The 23,753-nt window shown below is 72.6% G+C and carries 23 protein-coding genes; 12 read left to right on the top strand and 11 right to left on the bottom strand.

The window, feature by feature from the left end; translation table 11 throughout:
- Positions 1–6: 6 nt before the first annotated feature.
- Positions 7–1,299 carry an MFS transporter gene (locus ABH926_RS02295; RefSeq protein WP_370363543.1) on the bottom strand — a complete coding sequence of 431 codons (1,293 nt, stop codon included), beginning with the start codon at positions 1,297–1,299 and terminating at the stop codon, positions 7–9.
- Positions 1,300–1,352: 53 nt separating this feature from the next.
- On the opposite strand from ABH926_RS02295, the gene ABH926_RS02290 reads away from it, so the two are divergent.
- Positions 1,353–2,525, top strand: a complete 1,173-nt coding sequence (locus ABH926_RS02290) for a D-alanine--D-alanine ligase family protein (RefSeq protein WP_370363542.1) — start codon at positions 1,353–1,355, stop codon at positions 2,523–2,525.
- Positions 2,526–2,570: 45 nt separating this feature from the next.
- On the opposite strand, the gene ABH926_RS02285 is transcribed toward ABH926_RS02290, so the two are convergent.
- Both ABH926_RS02285 and ABH926_RS02280 read right to left on the bottom strand, forming a co-directional pair.
- Positions 2,571–3,158 carry a DUF3515 family protein gene (locus tag ABH926_RS02285; protein ID WP_370363541.1) on the bottom strand — a complete coding sequence of 196 codons (588 nt, stop codon included), beginning with the start codon at positions 3,156–3,158 and terminating at the stop codon, positions 2,571–2,573.
- Between the two features lie 57 nt (positions 3,159–3,215).
- The gene (locus ABH926_RS02280; RefSeq protein ID WP_370363540.1) at positions 3,216–3,455 is read right to left on the bottom strand and encodes an Lrp/AsnC family transcriptional regulator; all 240 of its coding nucleotides are present in this window, start codon (positions 3,453–3,455) and stop codon (positions 3,216–3,218) included.
- A 131-nt stretch (positions 3,456–3,586) separates the two neighbouring features.
- Here ABH926_RS02280 and ABH926_RS02275 point away from each other — a divergent pair, with 131 nt between their 5' ends.
- Positions 3,587–4,594 (top strand): thiamine-phosphate kinase, encoded by a 1,008-nt coding sequence (locus ABH926_RS02275; protein ID WP_370363539.1) that lies wholly within the window; start codon positions 3,587–3,589, stop codon positions 4,592–4,594.
- A 172-nt stretch (positions 4,595–4,766) separates the two neighbouring features.
- On the opposite strand, the gene ABH926_RS02270 is transcribed toward ABH926_RS02275, so the two are convergent.
- Positions 4,767–6,137, bottom strand: coding sequence for an MFS transporter (locus tag ABH926_RS02270; protein WP_370363538.1), 1,371 nt, complete (start codon positions 6,135–6,137; stop codon positions 4,767–4,769).
- Between the two features lie 107 nt (positions 6,138–6,244).
- On the opposite strand from ABH926_RS02270, the gene ABH926_RS02265 reads away from it, so the two are divergent.
- Positions 6,245–6,532, top strand: a complete 288-nt coding sequence (locus ABH926_RS02265) for a Dabb family protein (protein WP_370363537.1) — start codon at positions 6,245–6,247, stop codon at positions 6,530–6,532.
- Positions 6,533–6,589: 57 nt separating this feature from the next.
- On the opposite strand, the gene ABH926_RS02260 is transcribed toward ABH926_RS02265, so the two are convergent.
- On the bottom strand, positions 6,590–6,877 hold the full coding sequence (locus tag ABH926_RS02260) for a YciI family protein (protein ID WP_370363536.1): 288 nt from the start codon (positions 6,875–6,877) through the stop codon (positions 6,590–6,592).
- Positions 6,878–6,956: 79 nt separating this feature from the next.
- Between ABH926_RS02260 and ABH926_RS02255 the strand changes: the two genes are divergently transcribed.
- The 4 genes from ABH926_RS02255 to ABH926_RS02240 all read left to right on the top strand — a co-directional run bounded on the left by ABH926_RS02255 (position 6,957) and on the right by ABH926_RS02240 (position 9,942).
- Positions 6,957–7,859, top strand: a complete 903-nt coding sequence (locus tag ABH926_RS02255; RefSeq protein ID WP_370363535.1) for a LysR family transcriptional regulator — start codon at positions 6,957–6,959, stop codon at positions 7,857–7,859.
- Positions 7,860–7,875: 16 nt separating this feature from the next.
- Positions 7,876–8,403, top strand: coding sequence for an N-acetyltransferase family protein (locus tag ABH926_RS02250; RefSeq protein ID WP_370363534.1), 528 nt, complete (start codon positions 7,876–7,878; stop codon positions 8,401–8,403).
- Between the two features lie 43 nt (positions 8,404–8,446).
- A complete protein-coding gene (gene thiD, locus ABH926_RS02245; protein ID WP_370363533.1) occupies positions 8,447–9,286 on the top strand; it encodes a bifunctional hydroxymethylpyrimidine kinase/phosphomethylpyrimidine kinase in 840 nt (279 codons plus the stop codon).
- Positions 9,287–9,384: 98 nt separating this feature from the next.
- Positions 9,385–9,942: a hypothetical protein gene (locus ABH926_RS02240; protein WP_370363532.1), complete on the top strand. Its 558-nt coding sequence runs from the start codon at positions 9,385–9,387 to the stop codon at positions 9,940–9,942.
- 133 nt (positions 9,943–10,075) lie between these two features.
- On the opposite strand, the gene egtD is transcribed toward ABH926_RS02240, so the two are convergent.
- The 5 genes from egtD to rpmB all read right to left on the bottom strand — a co-directional run bounded on the left by egtD (position 10,076) and on the right by rpmB (position 14,557).
- Complete coding sequence (gene egtD, locus ABH926_RS02235) at positions 10,076–11,047, bottom strand: L-histidine N(alpha)-methyltransferase (RefSeq protein ID WP_370363531.1); 972 nt, start codon at positions 11,045–11,047, stop codon at positions 10,076–10,078.
- Positions 11,044–11,772: an ergothioneine biosynthesis protein EgtC gene (gene egtC / locus ABH926_RS02230; protein ID WP_370363530.1), complete on the bottom strand. Its 729-nt coding sequence runs from the start codon at positions 11,770–11,772 to the stop codon at positions 11,044–11,046. The genes egtD and egtC overlap by 4 nt, the downstream gene beginning before the upstream one ends.
- The gene (egtB, locus tag ABH926_RS02225; RefSeq protein ID WP_370363529.1) at positions 11,772–13,127 is read right to left on the bottom strand and encodes an ergothioneine biosynthesis protein EgtB; all 1,356 of its coding nucleotides are present in this window, start codon (positions 13,125–13,127) and stop codon (positions 11,772–11,774) included. Before egtB ends, egtC begins: the two co-directional genes overlap by 1 nt.
- Positions 13,124–14,215, bottom strand: coding sequence for a glutamate-cysteine ligase family protein (locus ABH926_RS02220; protein ID WP_370363528.1), 1,092 nt, complete (start codon positions 14,213–14,215; stop codon positions 13,124–13,126). Before ABH926_RS02220 ends, egtB begins: the two co-directional genes overlap by 4 nt.
- A 156-nt stretch (positions 14,216–14,371) precedes the next feature.
- Positions 14,372–14,557, bottom strand: a complete 186-nt coding sequence (gene rpmB, locus ABH926_RS02215; protein WP_194909835.1) for a 50S ribosomal protein L28 — start codon at positions 14,555–14,557, stop codon at positions 14,372–14,374.
- Positions 14,558–14,807: 250 nt separating this feature from the next.
- Here rpmB and ABH926_RS02210 point away from each other — a divergent pair, with 250 nt between their 5' ends.
- From ABH926_RS02210 to ABH926_RS02190, 5 genes are all read left to right on the top strand, one after another.
- Positions 14,808–16,703, top strand: coding sequence for a DAK2 domain-containing protein (locus ABH926_RS02210; RefSeq protein WP_370363527.1), 1,896 nt, complete (start codon positions 14,808–14,810; stop codon positions 16,701–16,703).
- Between the two features lie 18 nt (positions 16,704–16,721).
- A complete protein-coding gene (recG, locus tag ABH926_RS02205; protein WP_370363526.1) occupies positions 16,722–18,935 on the top strand; it encodes an ATP-dependent DNA helicase RecG in 2,214 nt (737 codons plus the stop codon).
- A 49-nt stretch (positions 18,936–18,984) separates the two neighbouring features.
- Complete coding sequence (gene rsmD, locus ABH926_RS02200; protein ID WP_370363525.1) at positions 18,985–19,593, top strand: 16S rRNA (guanine(966)-N(2))-methyltransferase RsmD; 609 nt, start codon at positions 18,985–18,987, stop codon at positions 19,591–19,593.
- Between the two features lie 17 nt (positions 19,594–19,610).
- Positions 19,611–20,108 (top strand): pantetheine-phosphate adenylyltransferase, encoded by a 498-nt coding sequence (gene coaD / locus ABH926_RS02195; RefSeq protein ID WP_370363816.1) that lies wholly within the window; start codon positions 19,611–19,613, stop codon positions 20,106–20,108.
- A gap of 96 nt (positions 20,109–20,204) precedes the next feature.
- Positions 20,205–21,428 carry a hypothetical protein gene (locus tag ABH926_RS02190; RefSeq protein ID WP_370363524.1) on the top strand — a complete coding sequence of 408 codons (1,224 nt, stop codon included), beginning with the start codon at positions 20,205–20,207 and terminating at the stop codon, positions 21,426–21,428.
- 284 nt (positions 21,429–21,712) lie between these two features.
- On the opposite strand, the gene ABH926_RS02185 is transcribed toward ABH926_RS02190, so the two are convergent.
- The gene (locus tag ABH926_RS02185) at positions 21,713–23,725 is read right to left on the bottom strand and encodes a hypothetical protein (protein ID WP_370363522.1); all 2,013 of its coding nucleotides are present in this window, start codon (positions 23,723–23,725) and stop codon (positions 21,713–21,715) included.
- Positions 23,726–23,753 lie beyond the last annotated feature (28 nt).

Here is a 23,753-nt window from a genome sequence, read left to right as displayed (position 1 = left end):
CCGTTCTCACGAAGAGGCGGCGACCTCTGCCGGCCGGGTGCGTTCCGCCCACCGGGTGACCGCCGGCCCCGTCAACCCGGCGGCGGCGAAGCCCACCCCGACGACCACCCAGCCGGGCCCGCCGAGTCCGAGCACCACCGCGGTCAGCAACGCCGGTCCCACCGCGCCCGCGGCATCGAGCCCGAGCAAGGTGAGTCCTTGGTATTGCCCTTGAGCATGCGCGGGAGCCAGTCCGAAACTCAGTGAGAAGCCCGCGGCCGTCACCCACACCCCGGCCGCGCACAACACCGCCGCACCACCGAACAACACCAGCGTCTGGGACCACCGCGGTCCCGAGTCGCTTCCCGCCAGCACCACACACCCGGCAGCGATCGCGAGCCCGGCGACGCGCAGTGCCTTGCCGCCTTGCTCCGTGGTCTCTATCCGGCGCCCCACCGGCTGCATCAGAGCTGTTCCCAGGACGAAGTTCAGCCCGAAGACAGCAGCGGCGGCCCAGTGCGGGATGTGCGTCCGCGACGCGATCCACAGCGGAATCAGCAGCGTCACCACGACCGCCTGCAGGTTGATCAGACCATTGAGAATCGCGAACGCCGCGTACGGCCGGTCGGCCAGCGCCGCGAAACGCCGCGCCCCCTCGGGCTTGGGCAGGGCCCCGAAGCTCGGAACCCGCAGGAGCAGTAGTGCGCAGACCACATACGACACCGCGTTCACCAGGATCACCGTGACATACGCCCCGCGCGTCCCGATCTGGATCGCGACCGCCGCGAGCAGCGTCCCGGCCACCACCCCGACGCTCACGAACGTCCGCAGCTTCGCCCGGAACAACGCCGGGCGCTCGCCGCCGATCCGGCCTATCAGCGCTCCGCGGGCCGCGTTGTTCGCCGCGTCCGCGACGTAGTCGAAGGCGGCCACGACGGTGAAGGCCCACCACGAGTGCACGACCACGAACAGCGCCATCGTCACGGTCTGGACGGCGAGCGTCACCAGTTGGACGGTGCGCGGGCCGACCCGGTCGGCCAGGGTCCCGGCGGGCACCGAGCCCAGCAAGGCGGCCATCCCGGCGATGCTCAGACCGGTGCCGACCTGCCGCGCCGGGATGCCCACGATCACCGTGAAGTACAGCGCCGAGGTGGCCAGGAACATGCCGGTGCCGACGCGGTTCACGAAGCTCGACATCACCAGCGCGCGCTGGGGTCCGGTGTCCGGCAACGCCCTGCGCAGCCAGCCCGCCCGGCCCTCCGGAGCGCCGTGACTGGCCACGACACCGTCCGCCCCCGGATCCCCACCCCGTTCGATCATGCACCGGACGTTACCCGCCGTCGGCGGGGCCAGTCTTCGGTAGGGTCAGTCCCATGAGCGATCAGAAGCGGATCCGGGTGGCCGTCGTGTTCGGCGGGCGCTCCAGTGAGCACGCCATCTCCTGCGTCACCGCCGGTTCCGTCCTGGACGCCCTGCGCAACGGCCCCGATCCGGCGCGCTACGAGATCGTGCCGATCGGCATCGCCGCCGACGGCCGCTGGGTGCTGGCCGACCTGCCCGAGGGCGGCGACCTGAACCTGGCCATCACCGACGGCCGGCTCCCGGAGATCGGGCTGCCGGCCTCGGCCGAGCGCGCGAACCTGGTCACCATGGCCGGCGACCCGACCGCCCGCGAGCTGACCGTGCACGAGCCCGGCGCGGTGCCCAAGTCGCTGGGCGAGGTGGACGTGGTGCTGCCGCTGCTGCACGGCCCCTACGGCGAGGACGGCACGCTGCAGGGCCTGCTGGAGCTCGCCGGCGTCCCCTACGTCGGCTCCGGGGTGCTGGCCTCCGCGGTCTCCATGGACAAGGAGTTCATGAAGCGGCTGCTGACCCAGGCCGGGTTCGAGGTCGGCCCGTACGAGGTCGTGCGGCCCCGGGACTGGGGGACCGAGGACGGCCGGGCCGCGGTGCGGCTGGCCGTGGAAGAGCTCGGATACCCGGTGTTCGTCAAGCCGGCGCGGGCCGGGTCCTCGATGGGCATCACCAAGGTGGACGCGCCCGAGGACCTGGACCAGGCAATCGAGGCCGCCCGGCGGCACGACCCGAAGGTCCTGGTGGAGGCCGCGATCGTGGGCCGGGAGATCGAGTGCGGCGTGCTGGAGGGTCTCGGGCCGCAGGACCCGGCCGAGGCCTCGCTGCCGGCCGAGCTGCGGGTCACCGGGCCGCACGCGTTCTACGACTTCCAGGCCAAGTACCTCGACGGCAGCACCGTGGTGGACATCCCGGCGCGGCTGAGCGCCGAGGAGATCGAGGACATCCGGGGCCAGGCGGTCGGCGTCTTCGAGACGCTGGGCTGCGAGGGCCTGGCCCGGGTCGACTTCTTCTACCAGGAGTCGGCCGACGGCGGGCCGGGGCGGTTCGTCGTCAACGAGATCAACACCATGCCGGGCTTCACGCCGACCTCGATGTTCCCGCAGATGTGGCAGGCCGCCGGGCTGTCCTACCCGGAGCTGATCGCGCGGCTGATCGACACCGCGCTGCGCCGGCCGGAGGGGCTGCGCTGAGACGGGCCCGGCCCCCCGCGCCGCCGTCGCGGCCGACTGCTGCTGCTACTGCTGCTGGCTCTGGTCCTGGTCGCTGACGAACCGCCCGGCCTTGGTCGGGACGGTGTGCACGATCGTCGGTGCCAGGTCCACCAGGACGTTCGACGCGCTCTGCTTCTGGAGCGCGCCGTCGTAGGGGACTGTGACCTCGACGTAAAGAGCGCGGTCGGTGGTGGTGTAGGTCGCCCGGTCGCCGTGGTCCTCGATCAGCCAGTTGACCTGGTAGGTGCCGGTGACGTCGCCGATCCCGACGTACTGGTTGGACAGCGGCGTGTAGTCCGGACCGCCGACCACGATCGCGGCGGGCTCGTCCACTCCGCAGCGCAGGACGGTCGCCGGCGCGCCCCAGGCCGCGGCGCGCTGCTCGACGTGGCTGTCGTCACCGACCGCGCCGCGCAGGTGCCCGCCCTCCACGTCGGCCGGCAGGGCCCTGACGAGGTTCGCGCAGGCGGCGAGAACGGCCTGGTCCGAGCTCTTGGGCAGGTCGACGTGCACCGCCCCGGTGCGCCCGGCGTGATACCCCCACACCGCGCCCGCGCACGCCAAAACCGCGGCTGTAGCGACAGCCGCGGCCGGTATCCAGCTCTTCGTCATATCTCGTCTGTCCCAGGATCCGCCGCGAACGCTTCCACGGAAGACCGGTCTACCACATCAATCGAAGTGCACGATGGGGCAGGTCAATGTGCGTGTGATGCCGTCGATGACCTGGATCTTGGCGATCACCAGCCGGCCGAGCTCGTCCATGGTCGCGGCCTCGGCGCGCACGATGACGTCGTAGGGCCCGGTCACGTCTTCGGCGGTGGTGATGCCGCTCTCGAGTTCGGCGATCGCCTGCGCCACGGCGCCCGCCTTCCCCACCTCGGTCTGGACCAGGATGTACGCTTGAACCACGTGTCCTCCTACTGTCGGAAACGCCACCTTAGCCTGCGGTTCCCCCATAACGGGAGTCCATGCCCGTTGGGCGGACCGCCGCGGTTCACCCGAACGAGTAGTGCGGGACCGGGGCGGGTTACCGTACCGGCGTGGAGACCATCGACGACGTCGGCGAGTTCGGGCTGATCGCCCGCGTCCAGGCGCGCCTGCCCCTGACCAGCCCCGACACCCTGGTGCCTGCCGGCGACGACGCCGCGGTGCTGGCGGCCCCCGACGGCCGCCTGGCCGTGAGCTCCGACGTGCTGCTGGAGGGCCGGCACTTCCGCCGCGACTGGTCCGGCCCCCGTGACATCGGCCACAAGGCCGCGGCGCAGAACTTCAGCGACATCGCCGCGATGGGCGGCGTCCCCACCTCGCTGCTGCTGTCCATGGTGCTGCCCGGCGACCTGCCGGTGGCCTGGGTCGAGGAGTTCGCCGAGGGCGTGGCCGCCGAGTGCGCGCCGCTGGGCGTCATCGTGGCCGGCGGCGACATGGTCCGCGGCGACCTGATCACGATCTCGGTGACGGTCCTCGGCACGCTCGAAGGCCGGCCGCCGGTCCTGCGCTCGGGGGCGCGCCCGGGGGACACCGTGGCGGTCGCGGGGCGGCTCGGCTGGTCGGCCGCCGGACTGGAAATGCTCCAGTCCGGCGAGGAAATCGGGCGTGAACCGGGTGACGGCGCGGCGCAAGCGAAGGGTGGCGCGACCGAGGCGCAACCGGAGGACTCATCGGCACCGCAGCCCGCTGACTATCTGGCCGCGCACCTCCGCCCGAGCCCGCCCTACGCGGCCGGCCCCGAAGCCGCCCGAGCCGGCGCCACGGCGATGCTCGACGTCAGCGACGGCCTGCTGGCCGACCTCCGGCACCTGGCCGTGGCCAGCGGCGTCGCGGTCGACGTGGACAGCACCCGGCTGGCCCTCGCCCCGGGCCCGCGCCTGGACCAGATGCTGACCGGCGGCGAGGACCACGCACTGGTCGCCACCTTCGCGCCGGACGCCGCGCTGCCCGCCGGCTGGCGCCCGATCGGGACCGTCCACGAGGGCGGCGCGTCCGTGACGGTGGACGGCAAACCCTGGAACGGCCCCGGTGGGTTCAGCCACTTCGGCCATTCGGAGTAACGGGGGGTATCGCGGCGCCGGTCCGAGTCGGCGACCCGGGCCGGCGGTGTGCGGCACCGCAGGCTCTTCGGTGTCGGTTCGGTCAGGCGGTGTGCGCCGCTGCAAGTTCCTTGGCGCCGGTCCGAGTGTGACTCGCGGGCATGGTGCGGTGCGGAATCCCCGGACCGGGCCACTATCCGTTCCGGCGCGTCAGCCCGGCCAGCACCAGCGTGATCAGCGCGCCGGCGGCCATCGCGGTCCCGGCGGCGTGCATCCCGGACAGCGTCCCGAGGATCGCCACGCCCAGGGCGCTGCCGGTCTGGCGGGCGGCGTTCAGTGCGCCCTGGCCGGTCGCGGCGAGCGGGCGCGGGGTGGCCACCGCCATGTCCGCGGTGATCGACGGGATGGTCATCGTGGTCGCGATCGCCATCAGGACCTGCGCGAGGACCACCACGGCCAGCGAGGTGTGCGCGCCGACGGTGAACAGGACCGCGCCGACCGCGACGTCCATCACCATCGCCGCCATCACCATCGGCCGGGCGCCGAACCGGTGCGCCAGGCGGCTGGTGAGGAACGGCAGGAAGCACAGCGGGATCATCATCGGCAGGAACGCCACCCCGGTCATGGCCGGGCTCAGGTGCCGCGTCTCCTGCAACCACAGCGTCACCGAGTACAGCAGGCCGTAGAAGATGTAGTTCGCGGCGACCGCGGTCACCAGGTTGGTGCGGACCCGGCCCAGGCGCAGCAGTTCCGGCGGCAGCACCGGTGTGGCGGCCCTGCGCTCGACCAGGGCCACGGCGACCGCCGCCAGCACCGCGACCGCCAGCGCGACCAGCGCGGCCGGCCGGCCCCAGCCCTCGGTGCCGGCGTCCACCAGACCGTAGGTCAGGGCGCACAGCGCGACGGTGAACAGGACCAGGCCCGGGATGTCGACCTTCTTGCGCTGCTCGGAGCCCTGCGAGGCCAGTCCGCGCACCAGGAACCAGGACACCAGGGCCAGCGGCGGGTTCACCACGAACACCAGCCGCCAGCCGCCGGCCGCGACCAGTGCGCCGCCGAGCACCGGGCCGACGGCCAGCCCGATCCCGGACAGCGCGGCCCATGCGCCGACCGCCTTCATCCGCTCCTTGGCGTCGGGGTAGAGCCCGGCCAGCAGCGCCAGCGAGGCCGGGACCATGCCGGCCGCGGCGGCGCCGAGCAGGGCCCGGCCGGCGATCAGGCCGCCGGTGTTCGGGGCCAGCGCGCACAGCAGCGACAACACGCCGAACAGGGCGACCGCGCTCTGGTAGACGCGGCGGGCGCCGAACCGGTCGGCGACCGCGCCGGAGGCCAGCATCAGGCCGGCGAACACCACGGTGTAGGCGTCCACGGTCCACGGCAGCGCGGCGGCCGAGGCGTGCAGGTGCGTCTTCAGGTCGGGGAGTGCGACGTTGAGGATGGTCGCGTCGATCAGGACCATGAAGTTGCCGGCGACGATGCCGGCGAAAGCTGCTCTGTTCCTCGGAGTGGAGGTGCGTGGTGCGGGCGCCGCCGTCTTCGGTGCGGCCTCGTCGATCAGTGCCATGACCCGAGGATCACGCCGGCCGCCGCCGTCCCGACAGGCCGGGTTTCCGATCGGGCCATCGGATACTCCGATGGCGGGGGTGCCGACGGCTGAGCGAAGATCAGAGCGTGATCCGAAGCATACTGCTCATCAAATTCACCCCCGAGGCCACCGGCGAACAGATCGAGGCCTTCGGCCGGGCCCTGGCGGCCGTGCCGTTCGAGGGGCGGCGCCACTTCGAGTTCCACCGCGACGCCCGCCTGACGGACGACGCGATGGACGCCGCGGTGATCGCCGACTTCGACGACGAGGAGACCTACCGGGCCTGGGTCGCCGACCCCGGCCACGACGAGGTGCGGACCCGTTTCCTGGACCCGATCCGCGCCCAGCGGGACCGGATCCTGTACCGGATCTAGCGGCGGGCCGGGGATCGGTCGGCCGGGGCCCGGCCCACCGGTCTCGGTCGGCCGGTCTCAGCAGGCCAGCCAGCTCCCGAGGACCGGGTTGAACTCGTTGATCCGTACCCGGCTGACCAGGTCCGCCTCGGCGAAGGGGTCGTGCTCCAGCAGGGTCCGCAGCGCCGCCTCGTCCTCGGCTTCGAAGACCAGCAGCGCGCCGGTGTTGTTGGCCCAGGGCCCGGAGACCAGCAGTTCCCCGCGGCTCTGGGCCTCCGCCAGGAACGCGCGGTGCGCGGGGCGGACCTCGTCGCGCTTGGCGGTGTCCGCGGTGTAGACGTATTCGACGGCGAAGCGAGCCACCATGTCTCCTTGGGAATGGAAGTTTCAGTCACCGTATCCTGCGAGCATCCCCCATCGGAGAAGCCGATGGCAGGATGGGCACATGGACACCCGACAGTTGCGTGCGTTCCTCGCGGTCGTGGAATCCGGCGGCATCTCCGCGGCCGCCGAGCAGCTCGGCTACGCGCAGAGCAGCGTCAGCGACCAGCTGCGCACCCTGGAGCGGGACCTGGGCACCCCGGTCCTGAACCGTACGAGCGTGGGCACCGTCCCGACCGAGGCCGGGCAGCGCCTGCTGCCGTACGCGCGCCGGATGCTGGACCTGGACGGCGAGATGCGGCGCACCGTCTCCGGGCACCGTCCGCTGCTGCGCATCGGGGCCCTGCAGTCGCTGGCCGACGAGTGGCTGCCGGAGATGCTGACCGCCTTCGAGCACGGGGCCGCCGGTCCCCAGACCGCGGACGTCACGGTCACCGTCACCAGCCGTACCCGGCTGATGGAGGAGCTGCAGGAAGGGCGCCTGGACGCGGTGTTCACGCTGGACAGCGGCCCGCCCTACGACGGCCCCACGGCGGTGGTCGGCACCGACCGCGTGGTGCTGGTGACCGCGCCCTCGCACCCGCTGGCGAGCGTGCGTCCGCTGACGCTGGACGCCGTACGCCGCGCGGAGTTCATGGTGACCGAGGTCGGCTGCATCTACCGGCAGCTGTTCGACGAGTGCGGGCGCGACCTCGGGCCGTCGCTGAAGATCGCGATGATCACCGGATCGCTGAACGCGCTGCGGCGCCTGACCGTCAACGGGCGCGGCGCCGCGCTGCTGCCGAGGTTCTCGGTCGCGGCGGAGCTGGAATCCGGCGACCTGGTGATGCTGGACTTGAAGGAGGGCCTGGCACCGCTGACCATCGAGGCGCGGTGGCGGGACGGGATCGGGCCGGCCGCCGAGCCGTTGCGGGCACTGGTGGAGCTGACGCAGAAGTTCAGTCCGGCGGCTTGGGCGATGGCATAGTGGCACACTGCGGATCATGAACAGCGCAGTGGAGATCCGCGATGCCGATGCGGTGGACGAGTCCCTGGCCGGCGCCGCGCACGCCATCCTCGCCGAACTCGTCTCCGGCGGTGCGGCGCTCGGGTGGGTCGACCCGCCTTCGAAGCCTGAGATCGCCGCGTTGCTGGCGAAGGTGAACGCCGCTTCGCAAGCAGGGGACGGCGCGCTGCGGCTGGCGTACTCCGGCGATCGCTTGGTGGGCCTCGGTTACTGGCTGCGGTACGAGCGGCCCACGCACCGTCCCCACGCGGACTTGGAGAAAGTCGCCATCGCGTCCGACGCGCAGGGCCTGGGGGCCGGCCGCCTGCTGACCGCCGCCCTGGTGGACAGCGCACGCGAGGCCGGCATCGAGGTGCTGACCCTGGACGCCCGCGGAGACAACGCGAACGCTCTGCGCCTGTACCGCACGCTCGGTTTTCGCGAGTACGGCCGGCTGCCGGACTTCGTCGCGGTCGGGAAGCGGCGCTACGACAAGGTCTTCTACATGCTCGACTTCCGCGACTGACCGTTTCGGGCCCCCGTCCTCGCCGGCTCGTATGCTGATCACCATGTCCGCAGCCCGCGTTTCCAGTGCCCCGCCCCGCGTCCTCACCATCGCCGGAAGCGACTCCGGCGGCGGCGCGGGCATCCAGGCCGACCTGAAGACGATGCTGGCGCACGGCGTGCACGGCATGTCGGTGCTGACGGCGGTCACCGCGCAGAACTCGGTCGGCGTCCAGGACTTCTGGGCCCTGCCGATCGAGGCGGTGGAGCGCCAGTTCCGCTCGGTCGTGGACGACATCGGCGTGGACGCGGTGAAGACCGGCATGCTGGCCTCGCCCGAGCTCACCTCGACGGTGGCCCGGCTGATCGGCACCCTGGACCCGGCGGTCCCGGTGGTCGTCGACCCGGTGAGCGTCTCCAAGCACGGCGACCCGCTGCTCGCCCCGGACGCCCTGGACGCCCTGCGCGGCGAACTGCTGCCGCGTGCCACGGTGGTCACCCCGAACCTCGACGAGGTCCGCCTCATCACCGGCCTGGAGGTGTCCGCCGAGCCCGACATGGTCCAGGCGGCCCGGGCCCTGGCCGAGCTCGGCCCCCGCTGGGTCCTGGTCAAGGGCGGCCACCTGAGCGACGCCCCGGAGTCGGTGGACCTCCTCGTCGGCCCCGACGGCGCCGAGCACTGGCTGCGCGCCCCCCGCCACGACAACCGCCACACCCACGGCACCGGCTGCACCCTGGCCAGCGCCATCGCCTCCCGCCTGGCCCTCGGCGACGACGTGCCGAGCGCGGTGCGCGCCGCGAAGGAGTACGTCACCGGCGGCATCGCGGCCGGCTTCCCGCTGGGCGCCGGGATCGGGCCGGTGGACCACGGGTGGCGCTGGCGGGCCGTGGCGAACCAGGCCTGAGGGCCGCGGACCGGCTTCAGTATTCGATCACCGCGGCCGATATCCCCGGGAGAGACCGCCGCGCCACGCCGGCGGCCCCCGAGAGATGGAGGTCTGTCTTGCGAACCCGGATGAAGTGCGCCGTCGTCACGGTGGCGACAGTGTCCGCCGCGGCGCTCGCGGCGCCCGCCGCGTCGGCGCAGCCCGTGAACCCCCGCAGCCAGCCGCACGGCCGGGTGTGCCTGTTCGACGCCCCGCGCGAGCCGGCGGACGCCGGGCACATCGGCTGGGCGTACCGCTGGTCCGCCGACCACGGGCAGTGGGACTACGGCGCGACCGTGGGCCGGCAGAACGGCTGGCGCAAGCACGGCTCGTTCGCGCAGATGGTGAGCGACTTCCGGAAAAGCCGCGACGGCGGCGGCTACACCACCTACCGCTGCACGGACACCCTGGCCTCGGACCAGCGGGACGCCAACGCCCTGGTCAACCGGATCAACGGCAAGGACTACAACCTGGTCGTGGACAACTGCCTGACCAAGGCCATCCAGATCCTCAAGGCATACGACGAGTCCGGCGGCCTGAACGCCCTGCCCGTCGGGAAGTGGACCATCCCGAACTACTACTACGCGGCGATGCTGGACAAGGCCGGCTGGGACCGCCTGGTGCGGCTGCACTGATGCATCCTCCGCGCAATCGCCACGCAAGCGGCGCGGCATAGCGTGTGACCGTCCGGAGGGACGGGAACTGCCTACTCGTTCCTCCGGACGACCTTCCTCAAGCTGCCTCGCGGCTGGATGGCTCCAGACGGCTCTAGACGGATTCCGCCAGCGAAAGCCCGAACCGCCCCAGCGAGTCCGTCCACCAGTGCCGCACCGCGAACCCGGCCGCGCCGAGTTCCCGGGCCACGCCCTCGGGCCGGAACTTCGCCGAGATCTCCGTCCGCAGCTCCTCGCCGCGCTCGAACGACACCCCCAGATCGAGCTCCTTCAGCCGGACCGACAGCTCCCGCCGGGCGCGCAGCCGCATCTCGATCCACTCCGCGGCCGGATCCCACAGCGCCACATGGTCGAAGTCGTCCGGATCGAAGTCGGCGTCCAGCTCCCGGTCCACGACCCGCAGCACGTTCTTGTTGAACTCGGCCGTCACCCCGGCCGCGTCGTCGTACGCCGCGACCAGCGTCTCAGGGTCCTTCACCAAGTCGGTGCCGAGCAGCAGCCACTCGCCGGGACGCAGCCCCGCGCGCAGCCGGGCCAGGAACACCGAGCGCTCCTCCGGCAGCAGGTTGCCGATCGTCCCGCCGAGGAAGACCACCAGCCGCGGCCCCGCCGACTCCGGGATCGCCAGCCGCTCCTCGAAGTCGGTGACGACCGCGTGGATCGTCAGCTCCGGATAGCGCCGCTGCAACTGCTCGCCCGAGGCCAGCAGCGCCGCCTCGCTGACGTCGATCGGGTCGTAGCGGCGCAGCGTCCCGGCGTCCCGCAGGGCGTCGAGCAGCAGCGTCGTCTTCGTCGAGGACCCCGAGCCGAGTTCGGCCAGCGTCTCGGCGCGCGTCACGGAGGCGATCTGCGCCGCGCGCTCGGTGAGGATCTCCCGCTCGGCGCGCGTCGGGTAGTACTCCGGCAGCCGCGTGATCTCCTCGAACAGCTCGCTGCCGCGCGCGTCGTAGAACCACTTGGGCGGCAGCCACTTCGGCTCCGCGGTCAGGCCTTTGAGGACGTCGTCCCGCAGCGCCGCCGCGAAGAAGTCCTCCGGCAGCCGCCGCTCGATCTCGATCCCTGTCATCGTCCCTCCACCAATCCGTGCGCGCTCCACAGGTGGACCCCCTCCGCGACGTCGGCCCAATCGGCCGAGTCGTCGTCGGGCTCCGAGGCGACGACCGTGAAGCCGTCGCCGGTCCGCGCGCTGAGCGAGTCGCCGTAGACCGAGGCGACGATCGTCGTGTCATTCATCAGCAACAGGTTGAGCCGGGACTCGGCGAGCGCGGCCACGTCCGCGACGACCGAGGCGACCGCCTCGTCCATCGCCGCGCCGTCGCGCGCCCGGGCCCGGATCAGGGCCCAGACGAACGCCGAGTCCGTCCGCGATTCCAGCTCCAGCAGATCCACCGCCGGCAGCGTCCCGGCGAGCTTGGCCACCGATCCCGGATAGCCGCCGATCGATCCGTTGTGGCTGAACAGCCAGCCCTCGCCGGCGTAGGGCGCCGCGGCCTCGGCCCCGGTGGCCGAGCCCGTCGTGGCGTCGCGCACGGCGGCCAGCACCGCGCCGCTGCGCGTCACCCGCGCCACGTCGGGGAACGAGGGGTCGGCCCAGATCGGGCCGGCCAGGCGGTACCGCGCCGGCACCGGGTCGCCTTCGGCGAACCAGCCGACGCCGAACCCGTCGGCGTTCACCACGCCGTGCGTCTGCCGCGCCGGTTCCCAGCTCTGCCGGAACAGGGAGTGCGGCGGGTCGATCAGCAGTTCCCGCAAGGATCTGCGCGGCCCCAGATAGGCCAGGTGCCGGCACATCAGAGGGCTCCCTCAGACTCCGGACGGCCGTCGCGGGCCGTCCGGAACCCGGAGAAGATCTGCCGCCGGATCGGGTAGTCCCAGTTCCGGAACGTGCCCCGGCAGGCCACCGGGTCGACGGCGAACGACCCGCCGCGCAGCACCTTGTAGTCCGGGCCGAAGAAGACCTCCGAGTACTCCCGGTACGGCCAGGCGGCGAACCCGGGATAGGGCAGGAAGTCCGACGACACCCACTCCCAGACGTCGCCGATCAGCTGCCGCGCCCCGGAGGGCGCCTCGCCGTCCGGGTAGGAACCCGCGGCCGAGGGCTGCAAATACGCCTGGCCGAGATTCGCGTGCTGAGGCAGAGGATCCTCGTCGCCCCACGGGTACCGGCGCGAGCGGCCGCTGATCGGGTCGTACCGCGCGGCCTTCTCCCACTCGGCCTCGGTCGGCAGCCGCCGGCCCTTCCACGCCGCGTAGGCCTCGGCCTCGTAGTAGGTGACATGGACCACCGGCTCCTCGGCCGGCACCGGCTCGACCACGCCGAAGCGCCGCCGCAGCCACTGCTCGCCCTCGCGGGACCAGTAGAGCGGGGCGAACAGGCCGGCTGCCTGCCGGTGCGCCCAGCCGGCCGGCGACCACCAGCGCGGGTCGTCGTAGCCGCCGTCGGCGATGAACTCCAGGTACGCGCCGTTGGTGACCGGCGTGGTGTCGAGCCAGAACCCGGCGACGTCCACCTCGTGCGCCGGCCGCTCGTTGTCCAGCGCCCAGGCCTCGGTCGAGGTGCCCATGGTGAACGGGCCGCCGGGGACGAAGACCTCGGCCGGCAGCCCGAGCACGTCGGCCGGCGGGGCCGGCGGCGGGGGACGGTGCAGGACCGGCTCGCCGGCCCGGATCTGGTGGGTGATCAGCATGGTCTCGTCGTGCTGCTGCTCGTGCTGCGCGATCATGCCGAAGGCGAATCCGCCCCGGCTGAGCTGTTCGTCTCCCCAGCGGGGCTGTTCCAGCAGGTCCATCACCCGGCCGCGCACCTCGTGGACGTAGCGTCTGGCCTCGTCCGGGGGCAGCAGCGGCAGGGTCGGGCGCTCGGCGCGCGGGTGCTCGAAGGCGTCGTACAGCGGGTCGATCTCCGGGTGCATGGGCTCGCGGCCGCCGAGGTTGCGCAGCAGCCACAGCTCCTCCTGGTTGCCGATGTGCGCCAGGTCCCAGACCAGGGGCGACATCAGCGGGGAGTGCTGGCGGATGAGATCGGGGTCCTCGACCGGGCCGGTCAGGCCGTGCGTGCGTTCCCGGGCGCGCTCAAGGCTGCGGGCGATGCGCTCGGCCAGGCCGGCCGCGCCGGCCGACGCGGTGTCGTCTACGGGCACTGTCATGGGAGGTCCTCCTCGGCGTAGCGCGCGACCTCGGCTATAAGCGACGACGGCACGTCCATCCGCCCCAGGGCGGACAGGGCGGCGTCGAAGCAGGCCGCGGCGGCTTTCCGGATCGGGGTGAGTTCGAGGGCGGCCCAGGCGTCCTCGGCGGCCTGGGCGTCGTGGAACAGGGCGGTGACGACCGCGGTCGGCACCCGCCACAGATCGCCGGGCAGCGCGTCGAGCACCCGCAACTCCAGGTGCCCCTGCGGCCGTACCGGCGGGAAGAGGGTGGACAGGTGATAGGCGAGGTCGTCCAGGGTCGGTGGGCGGTCCTCGCCGGGATCCAGCTCGCCGGTCTTGATCCACTCGCGGAAGGTGAGTCCCGGCGGCGCGGTCCAGGGGGCGCCTTCGGGGCGCCGGACGCACAACAGGTTCGCGTCCAGGGCGTACTGCGCGTACGCCAGACGCGGGTCGGGGGAGTCCAGGGGAGGGGCGCCGGTGCGCCCGGGGTCGATCGCGGCCCACACCGCCGGCCTGTCGGTCCGGCAGAAGGCGAAGGTGAGGACCGGGGTGAGCTGGTGCGCCAGCCGCCAGCGGCGGCGGTAACCGTCCGGACCGTCGTGCTCGGTGCCGGCGTCCAGGTTCACCTGGATCGAGGCGGTGGAGCACATCATGATGCGGCCGGAGCTGTTGTCGCGATCGAAGTAGTGCTCCATCGCGACGTAGCGGGGATGGTCGACGAGCCGACTCGGGGGGTGGCCGTGCTCGCGGCCCATGCCGACGAGCGCTAAGCCTGCCTCCGCAGCCGATCGCCGGAGGAGTTCCAGATCACGGTCCGTGGTGGCGATCAGATCACGGACCGAGTCGGCGGGGGAGGAGCTGAGCTCCCACTGGCCGCCGGGTTCCATCGTCAGGGTGCCGGACAACGGCAGGTCCGCCGCGTCCGCGAAGGCACGCATGAGGCGTTCACGCTCCGGCAGGTGCTCCGGATGGCGTGCGTCCCGGGGGAACCATTCCAGTTCCACGCCGACCCGGCTCGGCGGGCCGGTCTTGAAGCAGATGCCCGAGATGTAGTCCAGGGCACCCTCCACCGTGAGAAGGGTCATGCATTCCATCGTGACATGCCGTACTGACACAGTCGCGGGTCGGAAGGCTTACCGTTTGAAGAACACGCAGAACCGCAGGCCCGCCCCCGAGGGGCTGACCTGCGGTTCTGTACGCTTTAGAGCACGCGGCTTTTTACCACCGCTTTACGCACACGCTCAGCGCGCGACCTTGCCCGCCTTGATGCAGGAGGTGCAGGCGTTGACGCGCTTCGGAGTCCCGTTCACGACCGCGCGGACGGTCTGGATGTTCGGGTTCCAGCGCCGCTTGGTGCGGCGGTGCGAGTGCGAGATGTTGTGGCCGAAGCCCGGCCCCTTGCCGCACACGTCGCAGTTGGCAGCCACTTCGATTCACCTCTACCGAGTCGTTGACGCTGCCGGTGGTCTTGCTTTCCTGCGGCTGCGTGCTTGCGTGATCCCCGCCGTCATCGGCGGGCAGGTACTGATGGCCAGGGGGCTGGGCCCGTCCTGGCAACCTGGTCAGAGTAGCCGACTGGCGGGCCGTGACGCCAATCCGGTGCCTGTGCGGGGCCCAGGCAGGGCTCGGGCGGTGTGCGCACCGGCTGCCGCGGGCCGCAGCGGTACCCTGGCCGCCATGCCCCCCACCGCGCCCGGACCCGTCGCGCCGCCCCCGCGCCCGGCCGCCGCCCCGGTCGACGCCGGGGCGCTGCGCCGCTGGGCCGGAGCGGCCCTGACGGTCCTGGGACGGCACCGCGAAGAGATCGACGCGCTCAACGTCTTCCCCATCGCCGACTCCGACACCGGCACCAACATGTACCTCACCTTCGAGGCCGCGTGCCGCGCCCTGGACGACCGGATGGCGGCCCCGGGCCCGGCGCCGTCGGTCCCGGAGGCGCTGCAGGCGCTGGCCCACGGCGCCCTGCTCGGCGCGCGCGGGAACTCCGGGGTGATCCTCAGCCAGCTGCTGCGCGGCGCGGCGGGGGCCCGCTACACCGGTTCGGCGGTCGACGGCGCGGCGCTGGCCGCGGGCCTGGCCGCGGCGGCCGAGCTGGCCTACGAGGCGGTCGCCCGGCCGGCCGCCGGGACGATCCTGTCGGTGGCGGCCGCGGCCGCCGAGGCGGCGTCGGCGGCCGCGGTGGCGATCGGCGAGCTGGCGGCGCGGGCCGAGGCCCCGGCCGGCGGGCCGGAAACGCCGGTGCCGCCTGCGTCGCCTGTTTCCCCCGGGTCGCCTGTGTCCCCCGGGCCGTCTGTGTCCTCCGGGTCGGCAGTGCCGCCCGGGCCGCCGGTGCCGAACCCGCTCACCGCGAACGACTCCCTGGCCTACGTCGCGCAGGCCACCGCGGCCGGCGCCCGTGAGGCGCTGGGCCGCACCACCGACCAGCTCGACGTGCTGCGCGAGGCCGGCGTGGTGGACGCCGGCGGGCTCGGGCTGGTGGTGATCCTGGACACGCTGGCGGCCTACACCGGCGGCCTGGACCCGCGCGGCGCCCTGCGCCAGCGGCGGCTGGCCGCCGTGCGCGCGCTGGAGCCGGCCCCCGCGCCGGCCCGCCCGGAGCCGGAGTTCGAGGTCATCTACCTCCTGGAGGCCGCCGACGAGGCGGTGGCCGGGCTGCGGGCGGCCCTGGACGACTTCTGCGAGCGCGGCGGCGGCGACAGCCTGGTGGTGGTGGGCGGCGACGGGCTGTGGCGGGTCCACGTGCACGTCGACGACGCCGGCTTCGCGCTGGAGGCCGGGATCGCCGCCGGCCGGCCCCGGGACATCCAGATCACCCACCTGGCCTCGCAGCATTCCCCGGGGGCGCAGAGCGCGCCGTCCGCCGAGCCGCCGGCCGTCTCGGCCTCCGCCGCGCCGCCCCTGCGCCCGGTCCGGGCCGTCGTGGCCGTGGCCTACGGTGCGGGCATCGCCGCCCTGCTGGAGGAGGCCGGGGCGCACGTGCTGCGGGCCGAGCCCGGCCGGCCGCCCGGTGCCGCCGACTTCGAGCGCGCCGTGGCCGCCACCCGGGCCTCGGAGGTGGTGCTGCTGCCCAACGACAGCGAGACCACCGCGGTCGCCGCGGCCGTGGCCGAGCGGCTGTCCGCAGGGCAGCCGGCGATGCGGGTCGCCGCGGTGCCGGCGAAGGTGACCGTGCAGGGCATAGCGGCGCTGGCCGTGCACGAGCCGTCCCGGCGCTTCGACGCCGACGTGGTGGCGATGACCGCGGCGGCCGGGGCCACCCGGTACGGGGCCATCGAGGTGGCCGCCGCCGAGGCCTGGACGATGGCCGGGGTGTGCCGGCCCGGCCAGGTGCTGGGGCACGTCGAGAACGACGTCGCGCTGATCGAGGACGACCAGGCCGCCGCGGCCGAGGCCGTGCTGGAGCGCATGCTGTCGGCGGGCGGTGAGATGGTGACCTTGGTGATCGGGGACGGCACGGAGCCGGGCATGCCCGAGGCCGTCACCGAGCGGGTGCGGATGCGGCACCCGGTGGTGGACGTGGTGGTGTACGACGGCGGGCAGACCGGCTACCCGCTCCTGATCGGCGTCGAGTAGTTCCGGAAGGTCCGAGCCATGGGCATCCACTTGGACGAGCCCCTGCACAAGGCAGTGGGAGACCGCACCGCCAAGGTGCTCCGCACCAAACTCGATCTGGCGACGGTCGGTGATCTGCTGCGCCATTATCCGCGCAGATACGTCAAGCGCGGCGAGCTGACCGAGCTCGCCGAGCTGGAGCCGGGCACCGAGGCCACGATCGTCGCGCAGATCACCAAGGTCAGCCGGCGCCCGATGGCGGCCCGGCGCGGTCAGATGCTGACCGTCGAGGTGCGCGACAGCGCCGACACCGCGGTGGAGATCACCTTCTTCAACCCGCGCGCGGCGAACGCGCTCAAGCCCGGCATGGTCGGCATGTTCGCCGGCAAGGTCGGCGAGTACCACGGCAGGATCCAGCTGACGAACCCGGACTTCGAGAAGTTCGACGCCGACGCCGACGACACGGACGTGGACGGCTGGGCCGGCGAGCTGACGCCGATCTACCCCACCACCGCCGGCCTGCTGCCGAAGATGATCGCGCGCTGCGTCCGGATGGTCCTGGATCAGCTCGACACCGACCTCGAGGACGACCCGGTGCCCCACCCGGTCCGGGCCCGCCAGGGGCTGCTCCCGCTGGCCGAGGCTTTCCGCCGGATCCACCACCCCGACGACTGGCCGGAGATCGCCACCGCCCGCAAGCGCCTGAAGTGGGACGAGGCGCTGCCGATGCAGGTCGTCCTGGCTCAGCGCCGGGAAGCGCTCAAGGCCCTGCCGGCCGTGCCCCGCCGCCGGGTCGATGGCGGCCTGCTGGACGCCTTCGACGCGGCCCTGCCGTTCACCCTGACCGACGGCCAGCGCCAGGTCGGCGTGGAGATCGAGCAGGACCTGGCCTCCGAGCACCCGATGCACCGGCTGCTGCAGGGCGACGTGGGCTCGGGCAAGACCATGGTCGCGCTGCGCGCCATGCTCGCCGTGGTGGACGCCGGCGGCCAGGCGGTGATGCTGGCCCCGACCGAGGTCCTGGCTCAGCAGCACCACCGGTCGATCGTGCAGATGCTGGGCGCCGGCGCGGACGTGCCGGTGGACCTGTTCTCGCAGGACGAGGCGCCGGCCTTCGACCCGTCCCGCAAGCAGGTGAAGGTCGCCCTGCTCACCGGCTCGCAGAACGCGAAGGACCGCCGCACGAACCTGCTGGACGCCGCCTCCGGGGCGGCCGGGATCGTGATCGGCACGCACGCGGTGATCCAGGACCACGTGCAGTTCGCCGACCTCGGCCTGGTGGTCATCGACGAGCAGCACCGCTTCGGCGTCGAGCAGCGCGACGCGCTGCGCGCCAAGGGCGAGGACCCGCCGCACGTGCTGGTCATGACCGCGACGCCGATCCCGCGCACCGTCGCCATGACAGTGTTCGGCGACCTGGAGACCTCGGTCCTGTCCGAGCTCCCGGCCGGCCGCTCGCCGATCGCCACCCACGTGGTGGCCGCGCACGAACACCCGTCGCACTTCACGCGCGTGTGGGAGCGGATCCGCGAAGAGGTCGGCCAGGGCCGCCAGGCCTACGTGGTCTGCCCCCGCATCGGCGAGGCCGACGACGTGTCGGACGACGGCTCCGAACTGCTCTCCGACCCCGGGCAGCAGCGGCCGCCGCTGGCCGTGGTGGACGTCGCGGCGAAGCTGGCCGAGGGGCCGCTGAAGGGGCTGCGCGTCGGGATGCTGCACGGCCGCATGGCGCCGGACGACAAGGACGCGGTGATGCGCTCGTACGCCGCGCACGAACTGGATGTGCTGGTCGCCACGACGGTCATCGAGGTCGGCGTGAACGTCCCGAACTCCACGGTGATCGTGGTGATGGACGCCGACCGCTTCGGCGTGTCGCAGCTGCACCAGCTGCGCGGGCGCGTCGGCCGCGGCCAGTGGGCCGGCCTGTGCCTGCTGGTCACCGAGTCGCCGGAGGGCACGCCGGCCCGCGAGCGGCTGGCCGCGGTGGCCTCGACCCTGGACGGCTTCGAGCTGTCCAAGCTGGACCTCGCGATCCGCAAGGAGGGCGACGTCCTGGGCGCCACGCAGTCCGGCTACCGCAGTTCCCTGCGGATGCTGAGCGTGATCGACGACGAGGACGTCATCCGCGCGGCCCGCGACGAGGCCGCCCCGCTGGTCGAGGCGGACCCGGAGCTGACGGCGTATCCGGCGCTCGCCCGGACAATTGCCGTCTTGCTGGACCCCGAGCGCGCGGAATACTTGGGCAAGACATGATCAGCCGCGACCTCACCCCCGAGCTCGTCCCAGTCCCGGGCCGCCGCCGATGACCCGCATCATCGCCGGCGCCGCGCGGGCCCGCCGCCTGGCCGTCCCGCCGGGCGACGGCACCCGCCCCACCGGCGACCGCGCCCGTGAAGGCCTGTTCTCCGCTCTGGAATCCGAATTCGGCGGCATGTCCGGATTGTCAGTCCTCGATCTCTTCGCCGGCTCCGGCGCGCTGGGTCTGGAGGCCCTCTCGCGCGGGGCCGAGAAGGTGCTGCTCGTCGAGGCCGACCGGCGGGTCACCCGGCTGATCGCGCAGAACATCGCGACGGTCGGCCTGCCCGGGGCGCGCGTCGTCGCCGACCGGGCCGAGCGCGCCGTGGCCGCCGAGGTGCCCAAGGAGGCGCCGTTCGACCTGGTCCTGCTCGATCCGCCCTATGCGGTGGCCGACGCCGACGTCGTGACCATCCTCACAGCGCTGGCCGACGGCGGCTGGCTCGCCCCCGATGCCGTGGCGGTCCTGGAACGCTCGGCGCGCGACGCCGAATTCGCCTGGCCGGCGGGCTATGAGGGCACGCGGACCAAGACCTACGGGGAGGCCCGCATGAACTTCGCTGTCTGGTACGTTCGCGGCGGCCCAACGACCGGTCCCCTCAATCCGCCGGAGTAACCATGGACGAGCCCCTCATCCGCCGCGTGGTCTGTCCCGGGTCGTTCGACCCGATCACCAACGGCCACCTGGACATCATCGGCCGCGCCTCGCAGCTGTTCGACGAGGTGATCGTCGCGGTGGGGGTGAACGCCGGCAAGGCCGGGTCGCTGTTCACCATCGATGAGCGGATCGACCTGGTCAAGCAGGTCAGCGCCGAGTATGGGAACGTCCGGGCCGAGCCGTTCGAGGGCCTGCTGGTCGACTTCTGCGCGCGGCACGGGATCCGGGCGATCATGAAGGGGCTGCGGGCGGTCAGCGACTACGAGTACGAACTCCAGATGTCGCACATGAACCACCGGCTGTCCGGGGTCGAGACCTTGTTCGTGGCCTCCAACCCGCTGTACAGCTACCTGTCCTCATCGCTGCTGAAGGAAGTCGCCTCGCTCGGCGGAGACGTCTCGGGCCTGGTCCCCGACCTGGTCCTTTCGGCTCTTACCGACCGACTGGCTGAACGGAAGAAGAAGTCCGCGTAGCCTTTGCCGCTAGGGGCTCGCGCGCGAGACCCCGCGAAGACCGACCGTCGCCAAGAAGGGGCGGCCCCTCGGGGCCGCTAGAGGAGCGAGTGAGAAGTGGCCACAAGCGACCGCCTGGAGCAGATGGTCGGAGACCTCGTGCAGATCGTCGAGACCGCGAAAGCGGTCCCGATGTCGGCCTCGTGCGTGATCAACCGCGCCGAGGTCCTGGAGATCCTGCACGAGCTCGCCGCCGGGGTGTCAGAGGAACTCGCCGAATCGCGGCGCCTGGTCGCCGAACGCGACGAGGTGATAGCCCAGGCCCGGCGTGACGCCTCGGAGCACATCGAGGCGGCCCGGCGCGAGCGGGGCAGCATGCTCTCGGGCACCGAGATGGGCCGGGAGGCCGAGCGCATCCGCGGCGCCGCCCTGGAGGAGGCCCGCCGGATCCGCGAGGACGCCGACAACTACGTCGACGACAAGCTCGCCAACTTCGAGGTGGTGCTCACCAAGACGCTGCAGGCCGTGGGCCGGGGCCGGGCCAAGATGGTCGGCCGGGACCCGATGTCCGAGCTCGGCGAGCACATGGCCGAGCAGGACGCCGTCGAGGCCGCGACCCGCCCGGAGTACGACTTCGACGAGCGCGACGAGGTGCCCACCGGCTACCAGCGCGAGACGTACAACACCGGCGAGTACCCGAAGTACACCGACGAGGCCTACGAGTCGCAGCAGAACGGCTACCAGCAGGAGCCGTCCTACCAGCCGCAGGAGCCCGCGTACCAGCCGCAGGAGCCCGCGTACCAGGAGCAGCAGCCCTCGTACCAGGAAGCGGCCTATCCGGAGCCCGCGTACCAGGAGACCGGCTACCAGGAGCCCGCCTACCCGGAGCCCGCGTACGCCCAGCAGGGCGCCGGCTACGGCCAGAGCGAGTACGGCCTGCCGGAGCCGGAGCTCTCGCACGAGTTCGCCGCGGCCGACATGAGCGGCGTCTTCCAGCGCCCGGACTTCTCCCAGGACTACCCGCCGCAGGAATACCAGCACCAGCAGCAGCCGGCACAGGTCGCGGTGGGCTACGGCTACGACACGGAGAACGGCTACGCCGCGAACTACAGCGACCCGGCCTCGGTGCCGTACCCGGTGCAGCCCTACGGCACCCAGTACGAGCAGCAGCAACAGCAGCAGCCGGAGTACCACACCGGCGAGTACCAGGCGTACCCGCAGCACGAGCAGCAGTACGCCCCGCAGCCGTCGCACCAGCAGCACCCCGAGGCGTCCGGGTTCTTCGACACCGGGATGATCGACGTCCGGCAGTTCCGCGACGACCCGTACCAGCAGCACTGAGCCCGTACCAGCAGCACTGAGCCCGGTACCGGCTCGCACGGACAACGGCCGCGGGGGGGGGGGGGCCCCGGGGGGGGGGGGGGCGGGGGGGGGGCGCGGGGCCGCCCCGGGGGGCGGGCCCCCCCCACCCCCCCCCCCCCCCCCCCCCGCCCCGCCCCATCCAATCCACAGTGCCCCCGCCCATCCCGCCCTCGGCCGGGACCGGGCCCCCCCTCACCCCCGGCGCGCCGCGCCGCGCAGCCGGGGCCCCCGGGCCGCGGCCGTTCAGCATCGGGACGCCGGGCTCAGGTCCCCACGAGCTGCCAGCCGCCGAACGGACTGCCCGTCCCGGCCGCCGTCTGCCGGTCGACGTGCAGCGCCCCGTCCAGCTCGAAGGCCAGCACCACCAGCCGCCCGTCGGAGTCCACCGCCATCGCCGGCGCGCCGACGATCACGTTCCCCAGGTCCGGCCAGGACCCGGAGAAGCCGGCGTTCGCCGCGGACTGCGACGCCATGCTGACCCCGCCGCCGGCGTTGCGGATCGCGATGCTGATCCGGCCGTCGCCCGCGGTCGCGGCGGCGACGCTCTCCAGCATCGGCGGGCTGCCGCCGAGCAGCCCCGGATTGGTCGTCCAGGTGCCGTTGCCCTGCGTCCACTGGGTGGCGACCGCCGGGTCGTTCGGGTCGGCGTAGAAGATCTCCGGCCGGCCGTCCGCGTTCAGGGCGAAGGAGACCTGGGTCTTCCCGGTCGCCGCGGGGGTCAGCGGCGAGGAGTCCATCGCCCACCGCTTGGCCGCGTTCTGCTTCCAGTGCAGGATGCCCTGTCCGGACGGGGCGAACAGCTCGCCGGCGCCGCTGCCGCCCAGGCCCACCGACAGGTTGTCCCGGACTTGGTAGCCGCCCAGATCGGCCCACGCGCTGGGCCAGGTGCCGCCGGCGTTCAAGGTCTTGCCGCTGACCCCGGTGCCCAGGTTGCGGACGAACACGGTCACGTTCCCGTTCTGCTCGGTGAACGCGGCCGGGTCGCCCACCAGCGTCGGGTTGTCGGAGTTGGGGTTGCCCAGCGACTTCCAGGACCCCCAGACCCCGGGGGCGGTCTGGACGTCCGTCATGACCGCGTAGTCCGACAGCCGCGTGGTGAACACCCGCAGCAGTCCCGACGGGTCGACGGTCACCGACAGCCTCGGGGTCATCCCGCCGCTGCCGGGGATCGGCGTGGGGCCGGTCCAGGCCCCGCCCGGCGAGCTCTCGGTCCAGCTCTGGATCTGGCTGTTGATGATCGCGAAGGCGGTGAGCTTGCCGCCGGCCGTCGCCGTCCACACGTTCCCGTTCGGCCACCGCGAGTACTGGCGGCTGTAGAAGGGCGTGTAGAACGTGTTGTTCGGGTCCGGCGACGTGTCGTACAAGCCGTGGTACACGCCGGGGATGTCGCCGCGGTTCGGGCCCAGATAGCTCAGGAAGTCGCCCTTCTTCACCGAGCTGTCGCCGCCGTTGAGGGTGGAGCCCTCGTTGCTGATGTTGTAGTCGCGGTAGGGGCGCAGCAGGACGTGGCCGCCGTTGTTCGGGCCGTGGTAGTTCGCGACCGAGTCCAGGGTGAAGCCGCCGGAGCCGAGGTGGTCGGTGTTCCCCGGGTCGCTGTCGAACCGGTGCGGGTCCATGCCGTAGACGACGGTCGCGTTGTAGTGCGCGTACAGCGCCGTCAGCGAGGCGGTCAGCTGGGACTTGGTGTACGTCTGGTTCGCGTACTGCGGTTCGCAGTCCGAGCCGCCGTCGGCCGCCAGCGTGCCCATCGTGGCCTCGTGCCAGCCGGTGATCTGGCCGGAGTTGTAGATCTGCTCCAGGATCCCCTGCTTGTTCACGCCGCTGACGTAGTTGGCGTCCCCGGCGTCGTGCAGCTTGAAGAACACCAGCTTCACCTGCGGCGCCTGGTCGAGGGTGTCCTCCTCGACGACCTTGCCGGCGAAGGTGATCGGGGTCCGGGTCCAGGTGGGGTTGGCCACGCCGGCGATCTCGGCGGCGGCGGCCCGCGCGCCCTTGTCGCGGCTCTCGCCGTACAGGCAGGTGCTCGAGAACGGCTTGCCCGGCCCGACTTCGGTGGTGGCCGCGCCCGCGGTGAGGAACACCGTGACGAGCGGGAAGTTGTAGACCTTGCGCAGGTCCGGGTTGAAGAACAGGAACGTGTCGTCGGCGTGCGCGACGACTTGGACGATGTTCGGGGTGGCGGCGAACGTGTCGGCGCGGGCCGGTCCCGGCGGCACGCCGAAGAGTACTGTCGCGAACGCCAGCACGGCGGCGCGGATTCTGAGAGTGCGACGCATCAAATGTGTCCGTTGGTGTGAGTTCCGA

Source organism: Catenulispora sp. GP43, from assembly GCF_041260665.1.
Classification (GTDB): Bacteria; Actinomycetota; Actinomycetes; order Streptomycetales; family Catenulisporaceae; genus Catenulispora.
This window is presented reverse-complemented; position numbering and strand designations above follow the sequence as displayed.

Excerpts from the sequence above, each read along its gene's own strand:
- ABH926_RS02295 (WP_370363543.1), bottom strand. The coding sequence starts at position 1,299 with ATGATCGAACGGGGTGGGGATCCGGGGGCGGACGGTGTCGTGGCCAGT.
- ABH926_RS02290 (WP_370363542.1), top strand. The coding sequence starts at position 1,353 with ATGAGCGATCAGAAGCGGATCCGGGTGGCCGTCGTGTTCGGCGGGCGC.
- ABH926_RS02285 (WP_370363541.1), bottom strand. The coding sequence starts at position 3,158 with ATGACGAAGAGCTGGATACCGGCCGCGGCTGTCGCTACAGCCGCGGTT.
- ABH926_RS02270 (WP_370363538.1), bottom strand. The coding sequence starts at position 6,137 with ATGGCACTGATCGACGAGGCCGCACCGAAGACGGCGGCGCCCGCACCA.
- ABH926_RS02260 (WP_370363536.1), bottom strand. The coding sequence starts at position 6,877 with ATGGTGGCTCGCTTCGCCGTCGAATACGTCTACACCGCGGACACCGCC.
- ABH926_RS02255 (WP_370363535.1), top strand. The coding sequence starts at position 6,957 with ATGGACACCCGACAGTTGCGTGCGTTCCTCGCGGTCGTGGAATCCGGC.
- ABH926_RS02250 (WP_370363534.1), top strand. The coding sequence starts at position 7,876 with ATGAACAGCGCAGTGGAGATCCGCGATGCCGATGCGGTGGACGAGTCC.
- thiD (WP_370363533.1), top strand. The coding sequence starts at position 8,447 with ATGTCCGCAGCCCGCGTTTCCAGTGCCCCGCCCCGCGTCCTCACCATC.
- egtD (WP_370363531.1), bottom strand. The coding sequence starts at position 11,047 with ATGACAGGGATCGAGATCGAGCGGCGGCTGCCGGAGGACTTCTTCGCG.
- egtC (WP_370363530.1), bottom strand. The coding sequence starts at position 11,772 with ATGTGCCGGCACCTGGCCTATCTGGGGCCGCGCAGATCCTTGCGGGAA.
- egtB (WP_370363529.1), bottom strand. The coding sequence starts at position 13,127 with ATGACAGTGCCCGTAGACGACACCGCGTCGGCCGGCGCGGCCGGCCTG.
- ABH926_RS02220 (WP_370363528.1), bottom strand. The coding sequence starts at position 14,215 with ATGACCCTTCTCACGGTGGAGGGTGCCCTGGACTACATCTCGGGCATC.
- ABH926_RS02210 (WP_370363527.1), top strand. The coding sequence starts at position 14,808 with ATGCCCCCCACCGCGCCCGGACCCGTCGCGCCGCCCCCGCGCCCGGCC.
- recG (WP_370363526.1), top strand. The coding sequence starts at position 16,722 with ATGGGCATCCACTTGGACGAGCCCCTGCACAAGGCAGTGGGAGACCGC.
- rsmD (WP_370363525.1), top strand. The coding sequence starts at position 18,985 with ATGACCCGCATCATCGCCGGCGCCGCGCGGGCCCGCCGCCTGGCCGTC.
- ABH926_RS02185 (WP_370363522.1), bottom strand. The coding sequence starts at position 23,725 with ATGCGTCGCACTCTCAGAATCCGCGCCGCCGTGCTGGCGTTCGCGACA.